Annotated in this window: 16 protein-coding genes and 1 tRNA gene; 9 read left to right on the forward strand and 8 right to left on the reverse strand. The window is 63.5% G+C overall.

Features of this window, described 5'->3' with window-relative positions; translation table 11 throughout:
• Positions 1-4 precede the first annotated feature (4 nt).
• The 5 genes from AB1286_RS08450 to AB1286_RS08470 all read left to right on the forward strand — a co-directional run bounded on the left by AB1286_RS08450 (position 5) and on the right by AB1286_RS08470 (position 3,139).
• A complete protein-coding gene (locus AB1286_RS08450; protein ID WP_430362845.1) occupies positions 5-1,057 on the forward strand; it encodes a YheT family hydrolase in 1,053 nt (350 codons plus the stop codon).
• On the forward strand, positions 1,050-1,634 hold the full coding sequence (locus AB1286_RS08455) for a DUF2946 family protein (protein WP_430362846.1): 585 nt from the start codon (positions 1,050-1,052) through the stop codon (positions 1,632-1,634). The genes AB1286_RS08450 and AB1286_RS08455 overlap by 8 nt, the downstream gene beginning before the upstream one ends.
• 70 nt (positions 1,635-1,704) lie before the next feature.
• Positions 1,705-2,193 (forward strand): cyclic pyranopterin monophosphate synthase MoaC, encoded by a 489-nt coding sequence (gene moaC / locus AB1286_RS08460; RefSeq protein WP_430362847.1) that lies wholly within the window; start codon positions 1,705-1,707, stop codon positions 2,191-2,193.
• A 368-nt stretch (positions 2,194-2,561) separates the two neighbouring features.
• Entirely contained in the window at positions 2,562-2,933 is a 372-nt protein-coding gene (locus AB1286_RS08465) for a hypothetical protein (protein WP_430362848.1), read from the forward strand.
• Positions 2,930-3,139, forward strand: a complete 210-nt coding sequence (locus tag AB1286_RS08470; protein ID WP_430362849.1) for a hypothetical protein — start codon at positions 2,930-2,932, stop codon at positions 3,137-3,139. The genes AB1286_RS08465 and AB1286_RS08470 overlap by 4 nt, the downstream gene beginning before the upstream one ends.
• 258 nt (positions 3,140-3,397) lie before the next feature.
• On the opposite strand, the gene AB1286_RS08475 is transcribed toward AB1286_RS08470, so the two are convergent.
• The 8 genes from AB1286_RS08475 to recA form a co-directional block, all read right to left on the reverse strand.
• On the reverse strand, positions 3,398-5,179 hold the full coding sequence (locus AB1286_RS08475) for a PglL family O-oligosaccharyltransferase (protein ID WP_430362850.1): 1,782 nt from the start codon (positions 5,177-5,179) through the stop codon (positions 3,398-3,400).
• Positions 5,180-5,260: 81 nt separating this feature from the next.
• A complete protein-coding gene (locus AB1286_RS08480; RefSeq protein WP_430362851.1) occupies positions 5,261-5,848 on the reverse strand; it encodes a pilin in 588 nt (195 codons plus the stop codon).
• Between the two features lie 124 nt (positions 5,849-5,972).
• Positions 5,973-6,704 (reverse strand): TerC family protein, encoded by a 732-nt coding sequence (locus tag AB1286_RS08485; protein ID WP_430365016.1) that lies wholly within the window; start codon positions 6,702-6,704, stop codon positions 5,973-5,975.
• A gap of 212 nt (positions 6,705-6,916) precedes the next feature.
• Positions 6,917-7,798, reverse strand: a complete 882-nt coding sequence (sucD, locus tag AB1286_RS08490) for a succinate--CoA ligase subunit alpha (protein ID WP_136894786.1) — start codon at positions 7,796-7,798, stop codon at positions 6,917-6,919.
• A gap of 39 nt (positions 7,799-7,837) precedes the next feature.
• Positions 7,838-9,007, reverse strand: coding sequence for an ADP-forming succinate--CoA ligase subunit beta (sucC, locus tag AB1286_RS08495; RefSeq protein WP_430362852.1), 1,170 nt, complete (start codon positions 9,005-9,007; stop codon positions 7,838-7,840).
• A gap of 12 nt (positions 9,008-9,019) precedes the next feature.
• Positions 9,020-9,736 (reverse strand): DUF2889 domain-containing protein, encoded by a 717-nt coding sequence (locus AB1286_RS08500; RefSeq protein WP_430362853.1) that lies wholly within the window; start codon positions 9,734-9,736, stop codon positions 9,020-9,022.
• A 214-nt stretch (positions 9,737-9,950) separates the two neighbouring features.
• Positions 9,951-10,622 carry a recombination regulator RecX gene (gene recX, locus AB1286_RS08505; RefSeq protein WP_430362854.1) on the reverse strand — a complete coding sequence of 224 codons (672 nt, stop codon included), beginning with the start codon at positions 10,620-10,622 and terminating at the stop codon, positions 9,951-9,953.
• 7 nt (positions 10,623-10,629) lie between these two features.
• A complete protein-coding gene (recA, locus tag AB1286_RS08510; protein WP_430362855.1) occupies positions 10,630-11,703 on the reverse strand; it encodes a recombinase RecA in 1,074 nt (357 codons plus the stop codon).
• A gap of 307 nt (positions 11,704-12,010) precedes the next feature.
• On the opposite strand from recA, the gene AB1286_RS08515 reads away from it, so the two are divergent.
• From AB1286_RS08515 to AB1286_RS08530, 4 genes are all read left to right on the forward strand, one after another.
• Positions 12,011-12,799 carry a response regulator gene (locus tag AB1286_RS08515; RefSeq protein WP_430362856.1) on the forward strand — a complete coding sequence of 263 codons (789 nt, stop codon included), beginning with the start codon at positions 12,011-12,013 and terminating at the stop codon, positions 12,797-12,799.
• A 7-nt stretch (positions 12,800-12,806) separates the two neighbouring features.
• Positions 12,807-14,396, forward strand: a complete 1,590-nt coding sequence (locus AB1286_RS08520; protein ID WP_430362857.1) for a sensor histidine kinase N-terminal domain-containing protein — start codon at positions 12,807-12,809, stop codon at positions 14,394-14,396.
• A gap of 242 nt (positions 14,397-14,638) precedes the next feature.
• On the forward strand, positions 14,639-16,297 hold the full coding sequence (locus AB1286_RS08525; protein ID WP_430362858.1) for an MFS transporter: 1,659 nt from the start codon (positions 14,639-14,641) through the stop codon (positions 16,295-16,297).
• 97 nt (positions 16,298-16,394) lie between these two features.
• Positions 16,395-16,471, forward strand: a tRNA-Met gene (locus AB1286_RS08530).
• The last annotated feature ends 76 nt before the right edge of the window (positions 16,472-16,547 follow it).

Raw genomic sequence — 16,547 nt, forward strand, 5'->3', positions numbered from 1 at the left:
GGTCATGAGCACCACACATGACAAACCGGCTTCGTCACCGGCTGCGGGGGCCGCGGCCTCCGAAAGGTTAGTCGAGCTGCTTTACAACCCGCCCCGATGGCTTCCCACGAGCCATGCGCAGACGATCGTTCCGGCGCTGTTCGCGCGCCGCCCGGCCGTCGAATACCGCCGCGAGCGATGGGATACGCCCGACGGCGATTTCATCGAACTCGACTGGCTCGCTTATGGCCCCGCCGATGGGGCCGCCCCACGGCCCGATGCGCCGTTATTCGTGCTGTTTCATGGGCTAGAGGGCAGTTCCGACTCGCACTACGCGCGCGTGCTGATGGCGTCCGCTCGTGCGCTTGGCTGGCATGGCGTCGTGCCGCATTTTCGCAGTTGCAGCGGGCCGCTCAATCTCGCGCCGCGTTTTTACCATCTCGCCGACAGCGCCGAAGTGGACTGGGTCTTGCGACGATTGCATGCCATGCATCGCGGGCCGATCGTGGTGGCCGGCGTGTCGCTCGGCGGCAATGTGCTGCTGCGATGGCTCGGCGAGCGCGGCGCCGATGCGGGATTCGTCTCGGCGGCGGCGGCGATCTCGACGCCGCTCGATGTCCACGCCGGCGGCCGGGCGCTCTCGCAGGGCTTTGCGCTCGTCTATACGATGAGCTTTTTGAAGACGCTCAAGCGCAAGGCGCTGAGCAAACTCGAGCAGTACCCGGGCTTATTCGATCGGGACGCCATGCTGGCGTCGCGGACGATGTACGAGTACGACAACATCGTCACCGCGCCGATCCACGGCTTTCGCAATACGGAGGAGTACTGGACGCGCGCGACGACGCGTCCGCTGCTGCCCGACGTCGTCGTGCCCACGCTCGTACTCAACGCCCGCAACGATCCGTTTTTGCCGAGCGCTGCACTGCCGACGCATGCGGAGGTGTCCTCGGCGATCGAACTCGATCAGCCCGCGGCGGGCGGACACGTGGGCTTCATGACCGGGCCGTTCCCGGGCCGCATCGACTGGCTGCCCCGGCGTGTATTCAATTTCTTGGAGCCGCACGCGCACCATGGATGACATCGTCAAAGCCGCGCTTGCCAAGTGGCCGAACGTGCCGCATTGCACGGGATGGCTGTTATTGGATCGGCGCGGTCAATGGCGAATGCGCGACGAAGGGGCGCAAGCACGCGGCGAGCTCGGCACGCAGATTCGGCATGCCGCGCTGATCGGGTTCATCGAGCGCAACTACGCAAGCGACGACGACGGTTGCTGGTTCTTTCAGAACGGGCCGCAGCGCGTGTACGTCGAGTTGGCTTATACGCCGTGGGTCGTGCGGCTTGCCCTGCCCTCGCCCGGTGCGCCCGTGCTGACCGATCAAGCGGGCGACACCTTCGAGCCGTCAGCGGTGTTCGTCGATGACGAAGGCGGCGTACTCTTCAGTGACGGATCGCACCCTTGCCGGGTGGCCGTATTGCACGATCACGACCTCGATTTGTTCGCGCAATTGGCGACGCTCGATGAAACCGGGACGGCCGGCGCGCTCGAATGGCGGCCCGGTACGCAGCTGACGATCGAGACGATGCCTCGCGGCGATGTGCCGCGCCGGTTCGGATTCGTCGCCAGTCCTGCCTCGCAGCAGACGCTGCCTCGTTGAGCGGTTCTCGAGCCTTTTGGCTTCGCCCTCGTTCCCTTGCTAACATAGGTGCCCCTTGAAGGAGCACGACATGCCTGAATTGACCCATTTCGACGCGGCCGGCCAGGCGCATATGGTCGACGTCGGCGGCAAGGACGAGACGAAGCGGATTGCGATCGCGCGCGGCTCGATCCGGATGAAGCCTGAGACGTTTGCGCTCATCCGCGACGGCAATGCGAAAAAGGGCGACGTGATCGGCATCGCGCGCATTGCGGCGATTCAAGGCGCAAAGCGTACGGCCGATTTGATTCCGCTTTGCCATCCGCTCGCGCTGACGCGCGTGGCCGTCGATTTCACGCTCGACGAGGCGATGCCGGGCGTGCATTGCACGGTTCAAGTCGAAACGCTCGGGCGCACTGGGGTGGAGATGGAAGCGCTCACGGCCGTGCAGGTTGGGCTATTGACGGTCTACGACATGTGCAAGGCCGTCGATCGCGGGATGACCATCACCGACGTGAAGGTGATGGAGAAGCACGGCGGGAAGTCGGGGGATTGGGTGGCGGATGTGTCGAAGGTTTGATTCATCAAGCTTTTGCTAGCGCCGCTCGAAGTTCCGTTCAGGCGCCCTGCCGCAAGCGTTTGTGCCTTCGCCGCTCGGGCGTAAGCTCGCCGAAATGTTCGCGGATACTAGTCAATGGGAAGCGGCTCAGACTGGTTCCGATGACACGTGCGTTCGCGGCGTTCGGCGCGGTCGCGGGCCCACAGATCGCGGGGCACCCGCCTCGGGGCGGTAGCAAGCCATTTGTCGGATAAAATTCCCGGACAAAAATATCCGAGGACCAATATGCCCGTAACGTGCCCCAGCTTCAAAGCAGCGTTCCAGAAGAACATGGCCGCCCTCTGAACCTGCCCGCACCCGACAGTCTGTTCTCGACGTACACGACTGCAATGACCAACCTATCCGCAATGCTCGGCGCACTGTCCAAGCTTGGCGCGGATGCCACCATTGCCGAGATGATCGGCGCAACTACCGGTTTGGAAATCCTGGCGGCGGTAGCCGGAATTGGTGCGGCGGCGTACACCGGCGCTGTGATTGGAAGTCTCATGGTCGCGGCCAGTGATTCGATGGTCTGCACCAACAGCGCACAAGTATCGTCGTCGGTTACACGATGGGCTGGTCGCAACGGCGTTCATATTCCGGCGGCAGTGCTGACCTTCTTGCAGCGCAACCCCGAGGTCATCATGGACTCCCCTTCGCGGAAAGGCTATGCGTCCCGCCATCGGATTGCGGCATCCAGAATGCAGGCGGCACTCGCATGAACTGGATTCTTGATCGTATCGCCCTGGTCCTGACAGCTATCGCATGCGCACTGGGCGCGTGGGCCTTCTACCACTACACCGGGCAGTGGTCGGGGCCGATCATCATGACTATCGTGATCGTCGGGTTGTTTGCGGAAAATCACCGGCTGCGTAAGCTTCTGGCTGCTAACGGTATCGAGTCCCGGCCACGACGGCGCAATACCTGACACGCGGGGTGCGCGCGCACACCCGCGGTAGCGCTGGCAAGGCCAGCATGCAGTACAGAATCGCACCAGCGACGCCGCGTCAGCTCTCAGCGGGTAGCCGCTCTTAGGGCGTCGCCCACCTGTTTGCGTATTTCGGGAACCACGAAGACCCCTTTTACGCGGAGCGGACCTGGAAAGATCTCGGCAAGCCGACGACGACCCTCGACATGTTCGCGAGCAACCTACGCCAGCGCGCGACGGCCCCATAACGGCGAACCATCAATCGCCGCTATCCTCCTCGTCATCGGACGCCTTCGGCCCGGGTCCATAGCGCTTGACCAGTTCCGCCTTGAAGGAGGCCAGCTTCGGTTCATCGTCGCACAGCTCGTAGAGCGCCTTGAGCTGCGACGGCCAATCGTGGAGCACAAGCGCGAAAATCTTCAGCCGTTCGACGGTATCGAGCGCTTGATCCTGCTTCCCGTCGAGCGCGAGCAACGTCGCATATCGACGCAGTACCGTCTCACCCGGCAGCAGCGCAAGCGCCTTCTCGTGCATGTCGATCTTTGTCTGCAAATCGTTGCCGTCGATCGGCAACAAGGTCGCCATGCCGTATTCGCCCCAGGCCCCGAACAGCACCGACGGGGCCGCCCGATACTCCTCTGCCGGATGCGCGCCGTAATAGAGCACCTCGGCGCGCGCGTAATCGCGATAAATCGGCATCAGCGCCGCAAACCCACCCAGCACCACGAGGCATTGCATGCCGAATGCGAATCGCCCCGGTACGAACGTGAGCGGCTTCGTCTCCAAAATGCCGAACACGAACATCGCCGGCAGCAAGAAGAACATGTATTGCTGCGGATATTCCACGAGAGCGTGCATCAGTAGCGCACCGATCAGCGCAAGGCCGAAAACGCGCTCGATCGTATGCGGGGCCCGCAGCACGCGCCACAGCCAAGCCAACAGGCCCAACAGCACGATGCCGAGACCGAGCAGGCCGCTCTTGGCGAGCAAGTCGATCACGATGTCGTGCGAATTGTTGGCGATCTCGACGTCGCCGAGCTGCTTCACGAGCCCGAACTCGAAGCGCGGAAACTCGCCCCAGCCCACCCCGAGCAACGGATGCCCCTTGAACATCGTCCAACCGTACTTCCACATCGCAAGACGCAGCACGAATTGCCCTTTGTCCTGGAAGCGGTGCGCGGCCGATACGTCCAAACCCAACTGAAAACGCCCGTTCGCCCAACGCACCGCCATATTCACGCCGACGAACAGCACGACGAGCAAGACGGGCACCATCCATTCCCGCGTACGGCGACGGGAAAGTCCATTACCGCGCGGCGCGACGAGCGCCATCCAAAAACCCGCGACGACGATCACCGCAGTCTGGAGCCAAGGCCCGCGCGATACGGTCAACGCCTGCCCCATTACGCAGATCGCCGAAACGACAGCCCAGACGACAAGGTTCAACCGGCGCGTCTGCACGAGGTACATCGCCCCGGCGAGCGCGAACGCGATGACGGTGGCGAGGTGATTGGCCTGCGCCATGTTCCCGAACGGTCGCCGATCGGTCGTGACGTTGTAAGCCACGACGAACGGGGCAAGCTTCGCTTCGACATGAAGGAGCTGCACGACCTGGCAAAACACCGCGAATAAACCGCCCACGACAAGCGCGGTGGCCATCCAGCGCAACGCGGTCTCGGCGAGCCCCGCCCGCGCGAATCCATACCCCGTTTGCACGGCCATGAAACCCGCCAGGACAAAGCCGGCACCGAGCCATGCCATCGAAGGCTGCGCCAGCGGCAGCACGAAGGTCTGCGTCACCAGCATGGCCCCGAAGGCCAGAGGGACGAGCGCCACGGTCGGCATCGCGTATTGCATGCGATGGCGTTCCGACGTCACCATCAGCAACACGGATGCGCCGACGAGCAAATAGAGCGAGAGCGCCGTGAACTCGGCGTAGAACGTCGGGATCGGGTACGTATGGTTGGTGACGGCGTACGGCAACAGCACCGCGAAAGCCAGGGACGCAAACGACAAATAACGGGTAAATGAAGAATTCATGAGTATGGGAGCCGTCGGCAACCGGCGCACTATACAAAAATTTCCTTTCACTGTGCGTAGCTGTCTGATCGGCGCGAACATTCAAGCACGACATTCGGGCGGCGCGAGGTTGGCCGGCAAGGTCGCAGCCGCGAGCGGCATCGGCCCGGAGCCGGGCGCCGGTAGCGAAGACGCTTGCTTGCCCGAGGTAAAGCACTCCCACGTCAGCGCACCGCCTTGGGCGACGCCGGCCTCGAGCGCCACCCGGGCCGTCGGCGGATCGGACCCGTCGGGCAGCGACGGCACGAGCACCAGCGTATCCATGCCGGACGAGGCCACGCGAGCCGTGTACCGAATGGAGATTTCGCCGCTGGCATCGTCGACCTCGATTGCACTAACGTTGCGCGTGCCGGGCGGCGCGACGTAGCCGCTACTCAACGCACTGCCCGCGGCGGCGTTCTCGGCCACCGCAAGGCGCGCGCCCGACGCAAGCGCCAATCCTTCTCCCACGCGACTGCGGCCAAGGTAATCCTGGTAGGCGGGCACTGCATACGCGGCGACGATTCCGACGATCGCAAGCACGATCATCAATTCGATCAACGTAAAACCGCTTCTCGGACGGCACAGCGGACGATATCGCACGGCTTCCGGCAGGAGCCGGCGAGCAACATAAGAAATGACAACGGACATCGGCAAATATGCTCCTCGACAGGCGGCCCGCCGAGGAAGGGGCGGGCAACGAGTCGAAAGCGTATCGGCGGAGCCTTGACGGGGACAGCCGGCCGAACGGCCAACCGCCGGCGTCCGATGCCTCTCAGTGCGTCCGGTGCGAGCCGGAAGCCCCTGCCGCTTCTCGCCGGGAGAGCCTGCGCTTGAGCCAAAAGCCGACGAGCATCACCAGCAGCGCGCCGGCGACGTGCGCGCCATACTCGGCGAGCGGCGTATCGAGCAGCGGCCAGCGGTCGCCGGCCGGGTCGTTGATGATGAGCCCGCCCGCGATCCACCCAAGCAGCGCCGCTCCCAAGGTGACGATGATGGGGAAGCGATCGAGCATGCGCAGCACGAGCGTGCTGCCCCATACGATGAGAGGAATGCTCACCACGAGGCCGAGAATGACGAGCGCGATTCGGTGCTCGGGATCGGCGGTCTCCGCCGCGCCCGCGATCGCGATCACGTTATCCAAGCTCATGACCGCATCGGCCACGATGATGGTCTTGATCGCGGACAAAAGCTTGTCGGCCGGCTTGACGTTTTCGTGCGCCTCGTGCGACGGCGCCATGAGCCGCACGCCGATCCAGAGCAGCAGCAAGCCGCCGCCGAATTTCAAGAAAGGCACGTCCAGCAACGCGACGGCAAAGACGATCAGGATGACGCGCAGCAAGATCGCGCCGGCCGTGCCCCACAGCACGCCTTGCATCCGTTGGGACGGAGGCAGCTTGCGGCAGGCTAGCGCGATGACCACGGCATTGTCTCCGCCGAGCAAAATATCGATGACGACGATCTGAAAGACCGCGCCCCAATGGAGCGTCGTGAGGAATTCGAGCATAGCGTCGAGCATGAGGGCAATCGCCGTTCCAGAGCAACTTGAGCAACAAGGGCAACAAAGGCGGCAGCAATAAAAAAGCGAGGGAGCGAATTCGCTCCCTCGCTTTTTTGCGTCTGTCGGAAGCCTTACGAAAGAATTTCGCAAGGATACCAAAAACGGCGCATCGGCCGCGCCTCGTGCTCTCGCGCGAGGCGCAAGCCTTGTGCTGCTTCTTACAGAATCGACTTCAGCAGACGGCCCATTTCCGACGGATTGCGCGTCACCTTGATGCCGCAGCCGTCCATGATTTCGAGCTTCGCGTCGGCCGTATCGGCACCGCCCGAGATCAGCGCGCCGGCATGGCCCATGCGCTTGCCCGGAGGCGCCGTGACACCGGCGATGAAGCCGACGACGGGCTTCTTCATGTTGTCTTTGATCCAGTAAGCGGCGTTCGCTTCGTCCGGACCGCCGATCTCGCCGATCATGATCACGGCGTCCGTATCCGGATCGTCGTTGAACATCTTCATGACGTCGATGTGCTTCAGACCGTTGATCGGATCGCCGCCGATACCGACCGCCGACGATTGGCCGAGGCCGAGCGCCGTCAGTTGCGCCACGGCCTCATACGTCAGCGTGCCCGAACGCGACACGACGCCGATGCGGCCCTTGCGGTGGATGTGACCCGGCATGATGCCGATCTTCAGCTCGTCCGGCGTGATCGTGCCCGGGCAGTTCGGTCCGAGCAGCAGCGTCTTGCGGTTTTCACGACGCATACGATCGCGCACTTCGATCATGTCGCGAACGGGAATGCCTTCGGTAATGCAGATCGCCAGGTCGAGGTCGGCTTCGACCGCTTCCCAGATGGCCGCGGCGGCGCCCGCGGGCGGCACGTAGATGACCGAGACCGTTGCGCCGGTTTCGGCCTTCGCTTCCTTCACGCTTGCGTAGATCGGAATGCCTTCGAAATCTTCGCCGGCCTTCTTCGGATTCACGCCCGCCACGTATGCTTCGCGGCCGTTCGCATATTCGCGGCATGCGCGCGTATGGAACTGGCCGGTCTTGCCGGTGATGCCCTGCGTGATGACCTTCGTGTCTTTGTTGATCAGAATCGACATGTATTGACCTCTGTTCGTATCCTGTTGCGCCCGGGCCGCTTACGCGTTGCCCTGGGCCGCCGCGACGACCTTCTGCGCAGCCTCTTCCATGCTGTCCGCCGAGATGATCGGCAGGCCCGATTCAGCAAGCATCTTCTTGCCGAGGTCTTCGTTCGTGCCCTTCATGCGCACGACGAGCGGAACGTTCAGGTTCACGGCCTTCGAGCCGGCGATCACGCCTTCCGCGATCACGTCGCAGCGCATGATGCCGCCGAAGATGTTCACGAGAATCGCCTTCAGATCGGGGTTCTTCAGCATCAGCTTGAACGCTTCGGTAACCTTCTCGGTCGTCGCGCCGCCGCCGACGTCCAGGAAGTTCGCCGGTTCGCCGCCGAACAGCTTGATCGTGTCCATCGTCGCCATGGCCAGGCCGGCGCCGTTCACGAGGCAGCCGATGTTGCCGTCGAGCGAGATGTACGCGAGGTCGAACTTCGACGCTTCGACTTCAGCGGGATCTTCTTCGTCCAGATCGCGATACGCGACGATTTCCGGGTGACGGAACAGCGCGTTCGAATCGAAGTTGAACTTGGCGTCGAGCGCGATGACCTTGCCGTCGCCCGTCAGGATCAGCGGGTTGATTTCGGCCAGCGATGCGTCCGTTTCCCACGTAGCCTTGTACAGACCTTGGAGAATCGCGCGCGCTTGCGGGATCGATGCGTCGGGCACGCCGATCTTCTTCGCGAGATCGTCGGCTTCCGAATCGAGCAGGCCCTTCGACGGATCGACGGCCACCTTGTGGATCGCCTCCGGCGTCTTCGCGGCGACTTCCTCGATGTCCATACCGCCTTCGCTCGAGGCCATCACCACGACCTTTTGCGACACGCGATCGATCACGAGACCGACATAGAGTTCCTTCTTGATGTCCGCGCCTTCTTCGATGAGCAGGCGGTTCACCTTCTGGCCTTCCGGACCGGTTTGGTGGGTGACGAGCTGCATGCCGAGGATCTGGTTCGCGTACTCGCGAACTTGCTCGAGCGACTTGGCGACCTTCACGCCGCCGCCCTTACCGCGGCCGCCTGCATGAATCTGCGCCTTGACGACCCACACCGGGCCGCCCAGCTCTTCGGCGGCCTTGACCGCGTCATCCACCGAAAACACCGGCTTGCCGCGCGGTACCGCGACGCCGAATTTCCGCAGGATTTCCTTACCCTGGTACTCGTGAATCTTCATGCGTGATTCCCTTCAGTCTGAGTGAGAGTTGGATTGAACTTCGTAGTTATTCGTTGTGTTCGAGCTATGCGCATCGGGGCCCGGGGAGCCGCTCACCGATGCCGGTGGCTGCGCCGCCGATGCGTCGCTCGTTTTGAGGCTGCGCGGTACGTGCCCGTACCAGCGCGGATAAAAGCGGCGCACCGCTTCGCCGTCGAATCGCAGCGCGTGGCAGCGATCGAGTTGGAACGGCGGTTCGCGATGTGCGCCGGCGTGTTCGGCATCGCCTTCGGCGGTGTCCGTCGCGCTATCGCGCGTGCTCCAGACGTCGCCCGCGAACGCTTGGATCGCGGCGGTCGGCAAGATGGAGCAGAGTTCGGTGAGATGCGTACAGCCTGCCGTTCCGGCGAGCAAGCGCCGTGCTTGGCGGCGGAAATCGTTGAGGAGGTTGAGACCGATGAGGGCGCGGTAGGCGGGATTGGCGGCTTCGCAGTGACCGGGATACGGCACCCATTCCGACGACGCTTCGGCGTCGACGATGGTGAGCTTGCGGTCGATAGTGATGCGAAGCCAGAGTTCATGGATCGGTAGGCCCTTGGGCCGGACACCGGGCGCCAATGCGACATCGCGCGGCTTATGGTCGGTCAGACACGCCTCGAGGTCCCACAGACCGTCGTCGCGCTCGAAGGCTTCCGCTCGGATTGCGCGGCGATGGCGCAACTGGCGGGAGACGGGCGGCGAAAGCGGCATGCGAGGGGAACGGCTGGAGAGGAAAACCGCTGGATTTTACCATACTGAGTATTACGGCCGCCGGAAGCCCACGTTGTGATACGTCGCAAGGCGCCGAATCGGCGCAGGCGGTTGCACCCACCGGTTGAAGAGCGCAACTACCCCGGCCGCGTAGCGCGCGAGGATCGCGAGGATCGCGAGGAGCGCGGGGTGCGCATGGAGCGCCTGGTGCGTCTTACTCGTCGCTCCAGTCGTCGTCGCCTTTGAGGATCTGCGAGATCGTCGCGTGCGAAAAGCCGCGCATCGCGAGAAAGCGGGTTTGCTTCATCCGCTCGGCGGGCGATTGCGGCAGCTCACCGAACTTCTTGCGCCAAACGGCTTGAGCGCGAGCGCGCTCGGTCTCGCGCAGTTGCGCACCGACGGACTGGACGAGCGTGTCGTCGACCTTATGCTGACGCAACTCGTTGACGATGCGGCTTGCCCCCATCCTCGACGAACGCCGGTTCATCACGCTTTCCGCGAAGCGCGCCTCGGATAGCCAGCCTTCGCGCTCGAGCGCGTCGAGCAGCGGATCGAGTTCGTCGTCTGGCTCGACGAACGGCGCTAACTTGCGGGTCAGTTCGGCGCGGCTGTATTCGCGCCGCGAGAGGTAATCGATCGCCCGCATCTTGAGCGAGCGAACGGGCCGGCGCGAACGGCGGCCCTCGTCGGCATCTTCCGAGACCGGAGACGACGAGTCGAACGCCTCGTCATCGGATTGCGGATCGAGCGGATCGGGGCGCGGCGATGCTTCATCGCGTGAAGTATCGGCACGCGCCTCGTTGTTAGCGCGGGCTTCGCCCGGACGCCCACGGCGAGGGCTGAGCCCGCGCCGGTCATCTTGCGCCGCCCGCCCTTTGCGAATCACGAGCGGCTTACTCTTCTTCGTCCGCTACTTCGACGTCGCCGCCCGTACTGGCCGGCATCGCGTTGACGCCGAGCGATTCACGGATGCGGTTCTCGATCTCGCGCGCCATTTCGGGATTTTCGCGCAGGAACTCACGCGCGTTGTCCTTGCCTTGGCCGATTCGTTCGCCGTTGTAGCTGTACCAGGCGCCCGCCTTATCGACGATCTTCGCTTGCACGCCGAGATCGATGATTTCGCCCTGACGCGAAATACCCTCGCCGTAGAGGATGTCGAAGATCGCTTCGCGGAACGGCGGCGACACCTTGTTCTTGACGACCTTCACGCGCGTTTCGTTGCCGATGACTTCGTCGTTCTTCTTGATCGAACCGATACGGCGGATGTCGAGCCGCACCGAAGCGTAGAACTTCAGCGCGTTGCCGCCCGTCGTGGTTTCCGGATTGCCGAACATCACGCCGATCTTCATCCGAATCTGGTTGATGAAGATGACGAGGCAGTTCGTCCGCTTGATCGTGCCCGTCAGCTTACGCAGTGCCTGCGACATCAGCCGAGCCTGCAAGCCCGGCAGCGAATCGCCCATTTCGCCTTCGATTTCCGCCTTCGGCACGAGCGCCGCGACCGAGTCGATCACGATCATGTCGATCGAGCCCGAGCGCACGAGCGCATCGGCGATTTCGAGCGCTTGCTCGCCCGTATCGGGCTGCGAAACGAGTAGATCGCCGACGTTCACGCCGAGCTTCTGCGCGTATTGAATGTCGAGCGCGTGTTCGGCGTCGATAAACGCAGCCGTGCCGCCGATCTTTTGCATTTCGGCGATGACTTGCAGCGTCAACGTGGTCTTACCCGACGATTCCGGCCCGTAGATTTCGACCACGCGCCCACGCGGCAAACCGCCGACGCCGAGTGCGATATCGAGGCCGAGCGAGCCCGTGGACACCACTTGGATGTCCTCGACCACTTCGCCGTCGCCGAGCCGCATGACCGACCCTTTGCCGAACTGCTTCTCGATCTGCGCGAGCGCGGCGGCCAGCGCCTTGCTCTTTTCAGCCGTCAGTCCAGCCGAGCCTTTCTTGCTTTCTTCCATGAATCGTCCTTTGCTATGATGAGCGGGCGTCTGCGGCGGGCGGGCCGGGCGATGAGAGCCGATGGCTACGCGACCGAGGTTGCGACTACGGCCACGATTTTTGCCATTCGCCGGCTAGCGCTCGAAACGCAGACACTGTATAAAAAAACAGGGTTCTTTGCAAGCCCGATGCGGGCGGATTTGCGTTGCGGCAACGGAATATCGGGGCGGCGCCTCGTGAACCCCTTCCCCGCGTCGGATCCACAAGACCACCGGAGACACCCGCCCGACACCGGCACGAAGGCGCCGGCATGCGGCGCGGCGCATCATGCGAATACTCATTGCCGAAGACGACAGCATACTCGCGGACGGCCTCGTCCGATCACTCCGCCGATCGGGCTATGCCGTCGATCACGTGAAGACCGGGAGCGAGGCCGACGCTGCGCTGTCGATGCAAACGTTCGACCTTTTGATTCTCGATCTCGGCCTGCCTCGCTTGTCCGGGCTCGAGGTGCTGCGCCGCCTGCGCGCGCGCAACTCGGCCTTGCCGGTACTGATCCTGACCGCCGTCGACAGCGTCGACGAGCGCGTCAAAGCGCTGGACCTCGGCGCCGACGACTACATGAGCAAGCCGTTTCATCTGAACGAACTCGAGGCGCGCGTGCGCGCGCTCACGCGGCGCGGCAGCGGCGGCGGACCCGCGCTCGTGCGGCACGGTTCGCTCGCCTACGACCAGGTGGGGCGCGTCGCGTCGGTCAACGATCAAGTGCTCGAACTGTCGGCGCGCGAGCTGGGCGTGCTCGAAGTGCTGTTGCAACGCATCGGGCGGCTCGTGTCGAAGGAACAACTCGTCGATCATCTCTGCGAGTGGGGCGAAGAGGTCAGCAACAACGCCATCGAGGTCTACGTGCACCGGCTGCGTAAAAAGATCGAGCCGGGCGGCGTGCGCATCATTACAGTGCGCGGACTGGGCTATTGCCTCGAAAAGCCCGCGTCAACCTGCGCGGGCACGGCAAACGCGAACCCCGGCGCCGCCGCAACGCCGGCTGCGCCCGTGGCGAACGTGACCGCCCCGCCGCCGCCAGCCGACATTGCCGCTAACGCCCGGCCGAAGTAGGCCCATCGTGGCCTCGCCCGCTTCCGCCAACGACGGCGCACCGAGCTCGGCACCCTCCGAGCAACCGGAGCCGGCGGCCCGCAGCGATGCGCATCGGACCCACGCGCTTCCTGCCGCCGATCCGGTGAATCCGTTCGCCCCGCCCGACGAAACGGGGAGCGCAGGCCGCACCCGGCCTCGTTCGCTGTTCGGGGAAATTCTCGATTGGATGCTCGCGCCGTTGCTGCTGCTATGGCCGATGAGCATCGCCGTCACGTATCTCGTCGCCAAGACGATCGCCAACGGCCCCTTCGACCGCGGCCTCGAAACGGACGCCTACGTCCTTGCCCGGCAGATTCATCCGGTGAACGGCGTCGCCACGTTGACGTTGCCGGAAGCCGCTCGGGACTTCCTCACGGGCGACAACGTCGACAAAGTCTTCTATCAAGTGATCGGCACACGCGGCGAACTGGTGGCCGGCGTGCCCGACATGCCGCTGCCGAACGAAGACGACCGCCCCCAGCCCGGCCTCGTGGAATTCCGCGATGCGACGCTCGGCGGCAATGACATTCGCATCGCCTACACGACGGTGGCGCTCGCCCCGGCCGGCGGCAACGAACAGTCGGTGCTCGTGCAAGTCGGCGAAACGTTCGACAAGCGCAGCGCGCTCGCCAACGAGATCATCAAAGGCGTGATCCTGCCGCAGTTCGTCATCCTGCCGCTGGCGATCGTCCTCGTTTGGTTCGGACTGTCGCGTGGACTTGCGCCGCTCACGTCGCTTCAGGCCAACCTGCGCGCGCGGCGGCCCGACGACCTCTCGCCGCTCGAAGCGTCGAGCGCGCCGCCCGAGATCGAACCGCTCGTGACCTCGTTCAACGATTTGCTGACTCGCCTCGAGCAGAACATCGATCTGCAAAAACGCTTCATCGCCGATGCGGCGCACCAAATGAAGACCCCGCTTGCCGGTTTGCACACGCAAGCCGAGCTCGCGCTGCGCGACGACGTTTCGCCCGAGGTGCGCCGCTCGCTCGAGCAGATCGCGACAGGCGCCGATCAAGCCGCGCGCCTCGTCACCCAGTTGCTGGCGCTCGCGCGGGCCGAGAATCGCAGCTCCGGTCAAGTCTTCTCGCCGGTCGAGGTGGCGCATCTCGCCCGGCTGGCCGTGCGCGACTGGGTACGCGCGGCGCTCGCCAAGCAAATGGACCTCGGCTACGAAGGCCCGGACGAGCCGGTTTTCGTCGACGGCAATCCGGTCATGCTCCGAGAGATGCTCTCGAATGTCATCGATAACGCGATCCGCTACACGCCAGCTTGCGGCCGCATTACCGTGCGCGTGCGGCCGCGCAGAGATACCGGATTCGTCTTGATCGAAGTCGAGGACACCGGCCCAGGCATTGCGCCGGCCGAACGGCCGAAGGTGGTGGAGCGGTTTTATCGGATCCTCGGACGAGAAGGCGACGGCAGCGGCCTCGGCCTTGCGATCGTCCGGGAAATCGCCGTCATGCACGGGGGTACGCTCACGATCGACGATCACATCTACCAGGAATCTCCCCGCCTTACCGGGACGCTCGTGCGCGTCAGCTTACCGATATCGAACGACACCCCGAGCTTACCCTGAGACGAGCGCATCGCCGCGCCCCTCGCTGAAGCAGAATTTCGACGTAGAACACATTTACCAGAATTTTTTCTGCATTTACCAACAGAAGACGGCAAAAAGTAGCCACCACGACGTCACCCCCGGTCTTTTGGAAATGCCGTCCGCGTCAGTAGGCCGTAAGTTTTCGTTCCAATAATCGTCGACGGGTGTGCAAGGAGTTGCACCGCCTGCGAACGCATTATCAAAATTATTGGAGACGAACGATGGCAACCCTTGGCGGGCAGGTTTCGCACGCGCCGATGACTAGCGACGAGAAGCGAGTAATCTTCGCGTCGTCGCTCGGCACCGTGTTCGAGTGGTACGACTTTTATCTAGCGGGTTCGCTCGCGGCCTATATCAGCAAGAGCTTTTTCTCCGGTATCAATCCGACGGCCGCGTTCATCTTCACGTTGCTCGGCTTTGCGGCGGGCTTCGCGGTTCGCCCGTTCGGGGCGCTCGTGTTCGGGCGGTTGGGCGACATGGTCGGCCGCAAGTACACGTTCCTGATCACGATCATGATCATGGGCCTTTCGACCTTTGTCGTCGGCTTCCTGCCGGGCTATGCCTCGATCGGCTTCGCCTCGCCGGTGATCTTCATCGCGATGCGCTTGCTGCAAGGCTTGGCGCTCGGCGGCGAATACGGCGGCGCGGCCACATACGTCGCGGAGCATGCGCCGGCGAACCGTCGCGGCTACTACACCTCGTGGATCCAAACGACGGCAACGCTCGGGTTGTTCCTCTCGCTGCTCGTGATCCTGGGCGTGCGTACGGCGATGGGTGAGGAATCGTTCGGCGCTTGGGGCTGGCGCATTCCGTTCGTCGCTTCGCTGATTTTGCTCGCCGTGTCGGTGTGGATTCGTATGCAACTGAGCGAGTCGCCCGCGTTCGAACGGATCAAGGCGGAAGGCAAGACGTCGAAGGCGCCGCTGACCGAAGCGTTCGGCCAATGGAAGAACCTGAAGGTCGTGATCCTGGCGCTGATCGGCTTGACGGCCGGCCAAGCGGTGGTCTGGTACACGGGCCAGTTCTACGCGCTGTTCTTCCTCACGCAAACGCTGAAGGTGGACGGTGCGAGCGCCAACATCCTGATCGCACTCGCACTTTTGATCGGTACGCCGTTTTTCGTGTTCTTCGGCTCGTTGTCCGACCGGATCGGCCGCAAGCCCGTGATCATGGTCGGCTGCCTGATCGCCGCGCTGACGTACTTCCCGCTGTTCAAGGCGCTTACGCACTATGCCAATCCGACGCTTGAAGCCGCCGAGCAGAAAGCGCCGATCGTCGTCATCGCCAACCCGGACGAGTGCTCGTTCCAGTTCAACCCGGTCGGTACGTCGAAGTTCACGAGTTCGTGCGACATCGCCAAGAGCGCGCTGGCGAAATCGGGCCTGAACTATTCGAACGTGGCAGCGCCGGCTGGAACCATGGCCCAGATCAAGGTTGGCGATACGGTGGTCGACACCTACGACGGCAAGGCCGCCGACGCGAAGGACAAGGGCAAGGCATTCGACAAAACGCTGGCCGGGACGCTCAAGAGCGCCGGTTATCCGGCCAAAGCCGATCCGTCGCAGTTGAATTGGCCGATGACGGTGGCGATTTTGGCGGTGCTCGTGATCTACGTGACGATGGTGTACGGGCCGATCGCGGCGATGCTCGTCGAGATGTTCCCGACGCGGATCCGCTACACGTCGATGTCGCTGCCCTATCACATCGGCAACGGCTGGTTCGGCGGGTTCCTGCCGGCGACGGCGTTCGCGATCGTCGCGGCGCAGGGCAATATCTACTCCGGGCTCTGGTATCCGGTGGCGATCGCGCTCGGTACGTTCGTGATCGGGATGCTTTTCGTGAAGGAAACGAAGGACTCCAACATCTACGCGCAGGATTGAGGGTGGGTTAGGCGGGCCGGGCGGCCGAAGTTTTTCGTAGGTCGCCGCAGAAAGTGGTTGACAGACGGGCCCGCCATGACCATAATCTTTCTTCTTCGGCGAATTAGCTCAGTCGGTTAGAGCGACGGAATCATAATCCGCAGGTCCGGGGTTCGAATCCCTGATTCGCCACCAGTTGCAGAAAGGGCTCAGCGCAAGCTGGGCCCTTTTTCTTTGCTCCGCAAAAGGTCCAACGCTCCGCAAAGCACCG

Origin of the sequence: Trinickia sp. NRRL B-1857 (assembly GCF_050470685.1) — a bacterium.
In the GTDB taxonomy this organism is placed as follows: Bacteria; Pseudomonadota; Gammaproteobacteria; order Burkholderiales; family Burkholderiaceae; genus Trinickia.

What these genes read in the sequence shown, in the direction of transcription:
- AB1286_RS08455 (WP_430362846.1), top strand. Translation starts at nt 1,050, where the DNA reads ATGGATGACATCGTCAAAGCCGCGCTTGCCAAGTGGCCGAACGTGCCG.
- AB1286_RS08525 (WP_430362858.1), top strand. Translation starts at nt 14,639, where the DNA reads ATGGCAACCCTTGGCGGGCAGGTTTCGCACGCGCCGATGACTAGCGAC.
- AB1286_RS08500 (WP_430362853.1), bottom strand. Translation starts at nt 9,736, where the DNA reads ATGCCGCTTTCGCCGCCCGTCTCCCGCCAGTTGCGCCATCGCCGCGCA.
- sucC (WP_430362852.1), bottom strand. Translation starts at nt 9,007, where the DNA reads ATGAAGATTCACGAGTACCAGGGTAAGGAAATCCTGCGGAAATTCGGC.
- AB1286_RS08480 (WP_430362851.1), bottom strand. Translation starts at nt 5,848, where the DNA reads ATGTCCGTTGTCATTTCTTATGTTGCTCGCCGGCTCCTGCCGGAAGCC.
- AB1286_RS08475 (WP_430362850.1), bottom strand. Translation starts at nt 5,179, where the DNA reads ATGAATTCTTCATTTACCCGTTATTTGTCGTTTGCGTCCCTGGCTTTC.
- AB1286_RS08515 (WP_430362856.1), top strand. Translation starts at nt 12,011, where the DNA reads ATGCGAATACTCATTGCCGAAGACGACAGCATACTCGCGGACGGCCTC.
- AB1286_RS08485 (WP_430365016.1), bottom strand. Translation starts at nt 6,704, where the DNA reads ATGCTCGAATTCCTCACGACGCTCCATTGGGGCGCGGTCTTTCAGATC.
- recA (WP_430362855.1), bottom strand. Translation starts at nt 11,703, where the DNA reads ATGGAAGAAAGCAAGAAAGGCTCGGCTGGACTGACGGCTGAAAAGAGC.
- AB1286_RS08465 (WP_430362848.1), top strand. Translation starts at nt 2,562, where the DNA reads ATGACCAACCTATCCGCAATGCTCGGCGCACTGTCCAAGCTTGGCGCG.
- moaC (WP_430362847.1), top strand. Translation starts at nt 1,705, where the DNA reads ATGCCTGAATTGACCCATTTCGACGCGGCCGGCCAGGCGCATATGGTC.
- AB1286_RS08470 (WP_430362849.1), top strand. Translation starts at nt 2,930, where the DNA reads ATGAACTGGATTCTTGATCGTATCGCCCTGGTCCTGACAGCTATCGCA.
- sucD (WP_136894786.1), bottom strand. Translation starts at nt 7,798, where the DNA reads ATGTCGATTCTGATCAACAAAGACACGAAGGTCATCACGCAGGGCATC.
- AB1286_RS08450 (WP_430362845.1), top strand. Translation starts at nt 5, where the DNA reads ATGAGCACCACACATGACAAACCGGCTTCGTCACCGGCTGCGGGGGCC.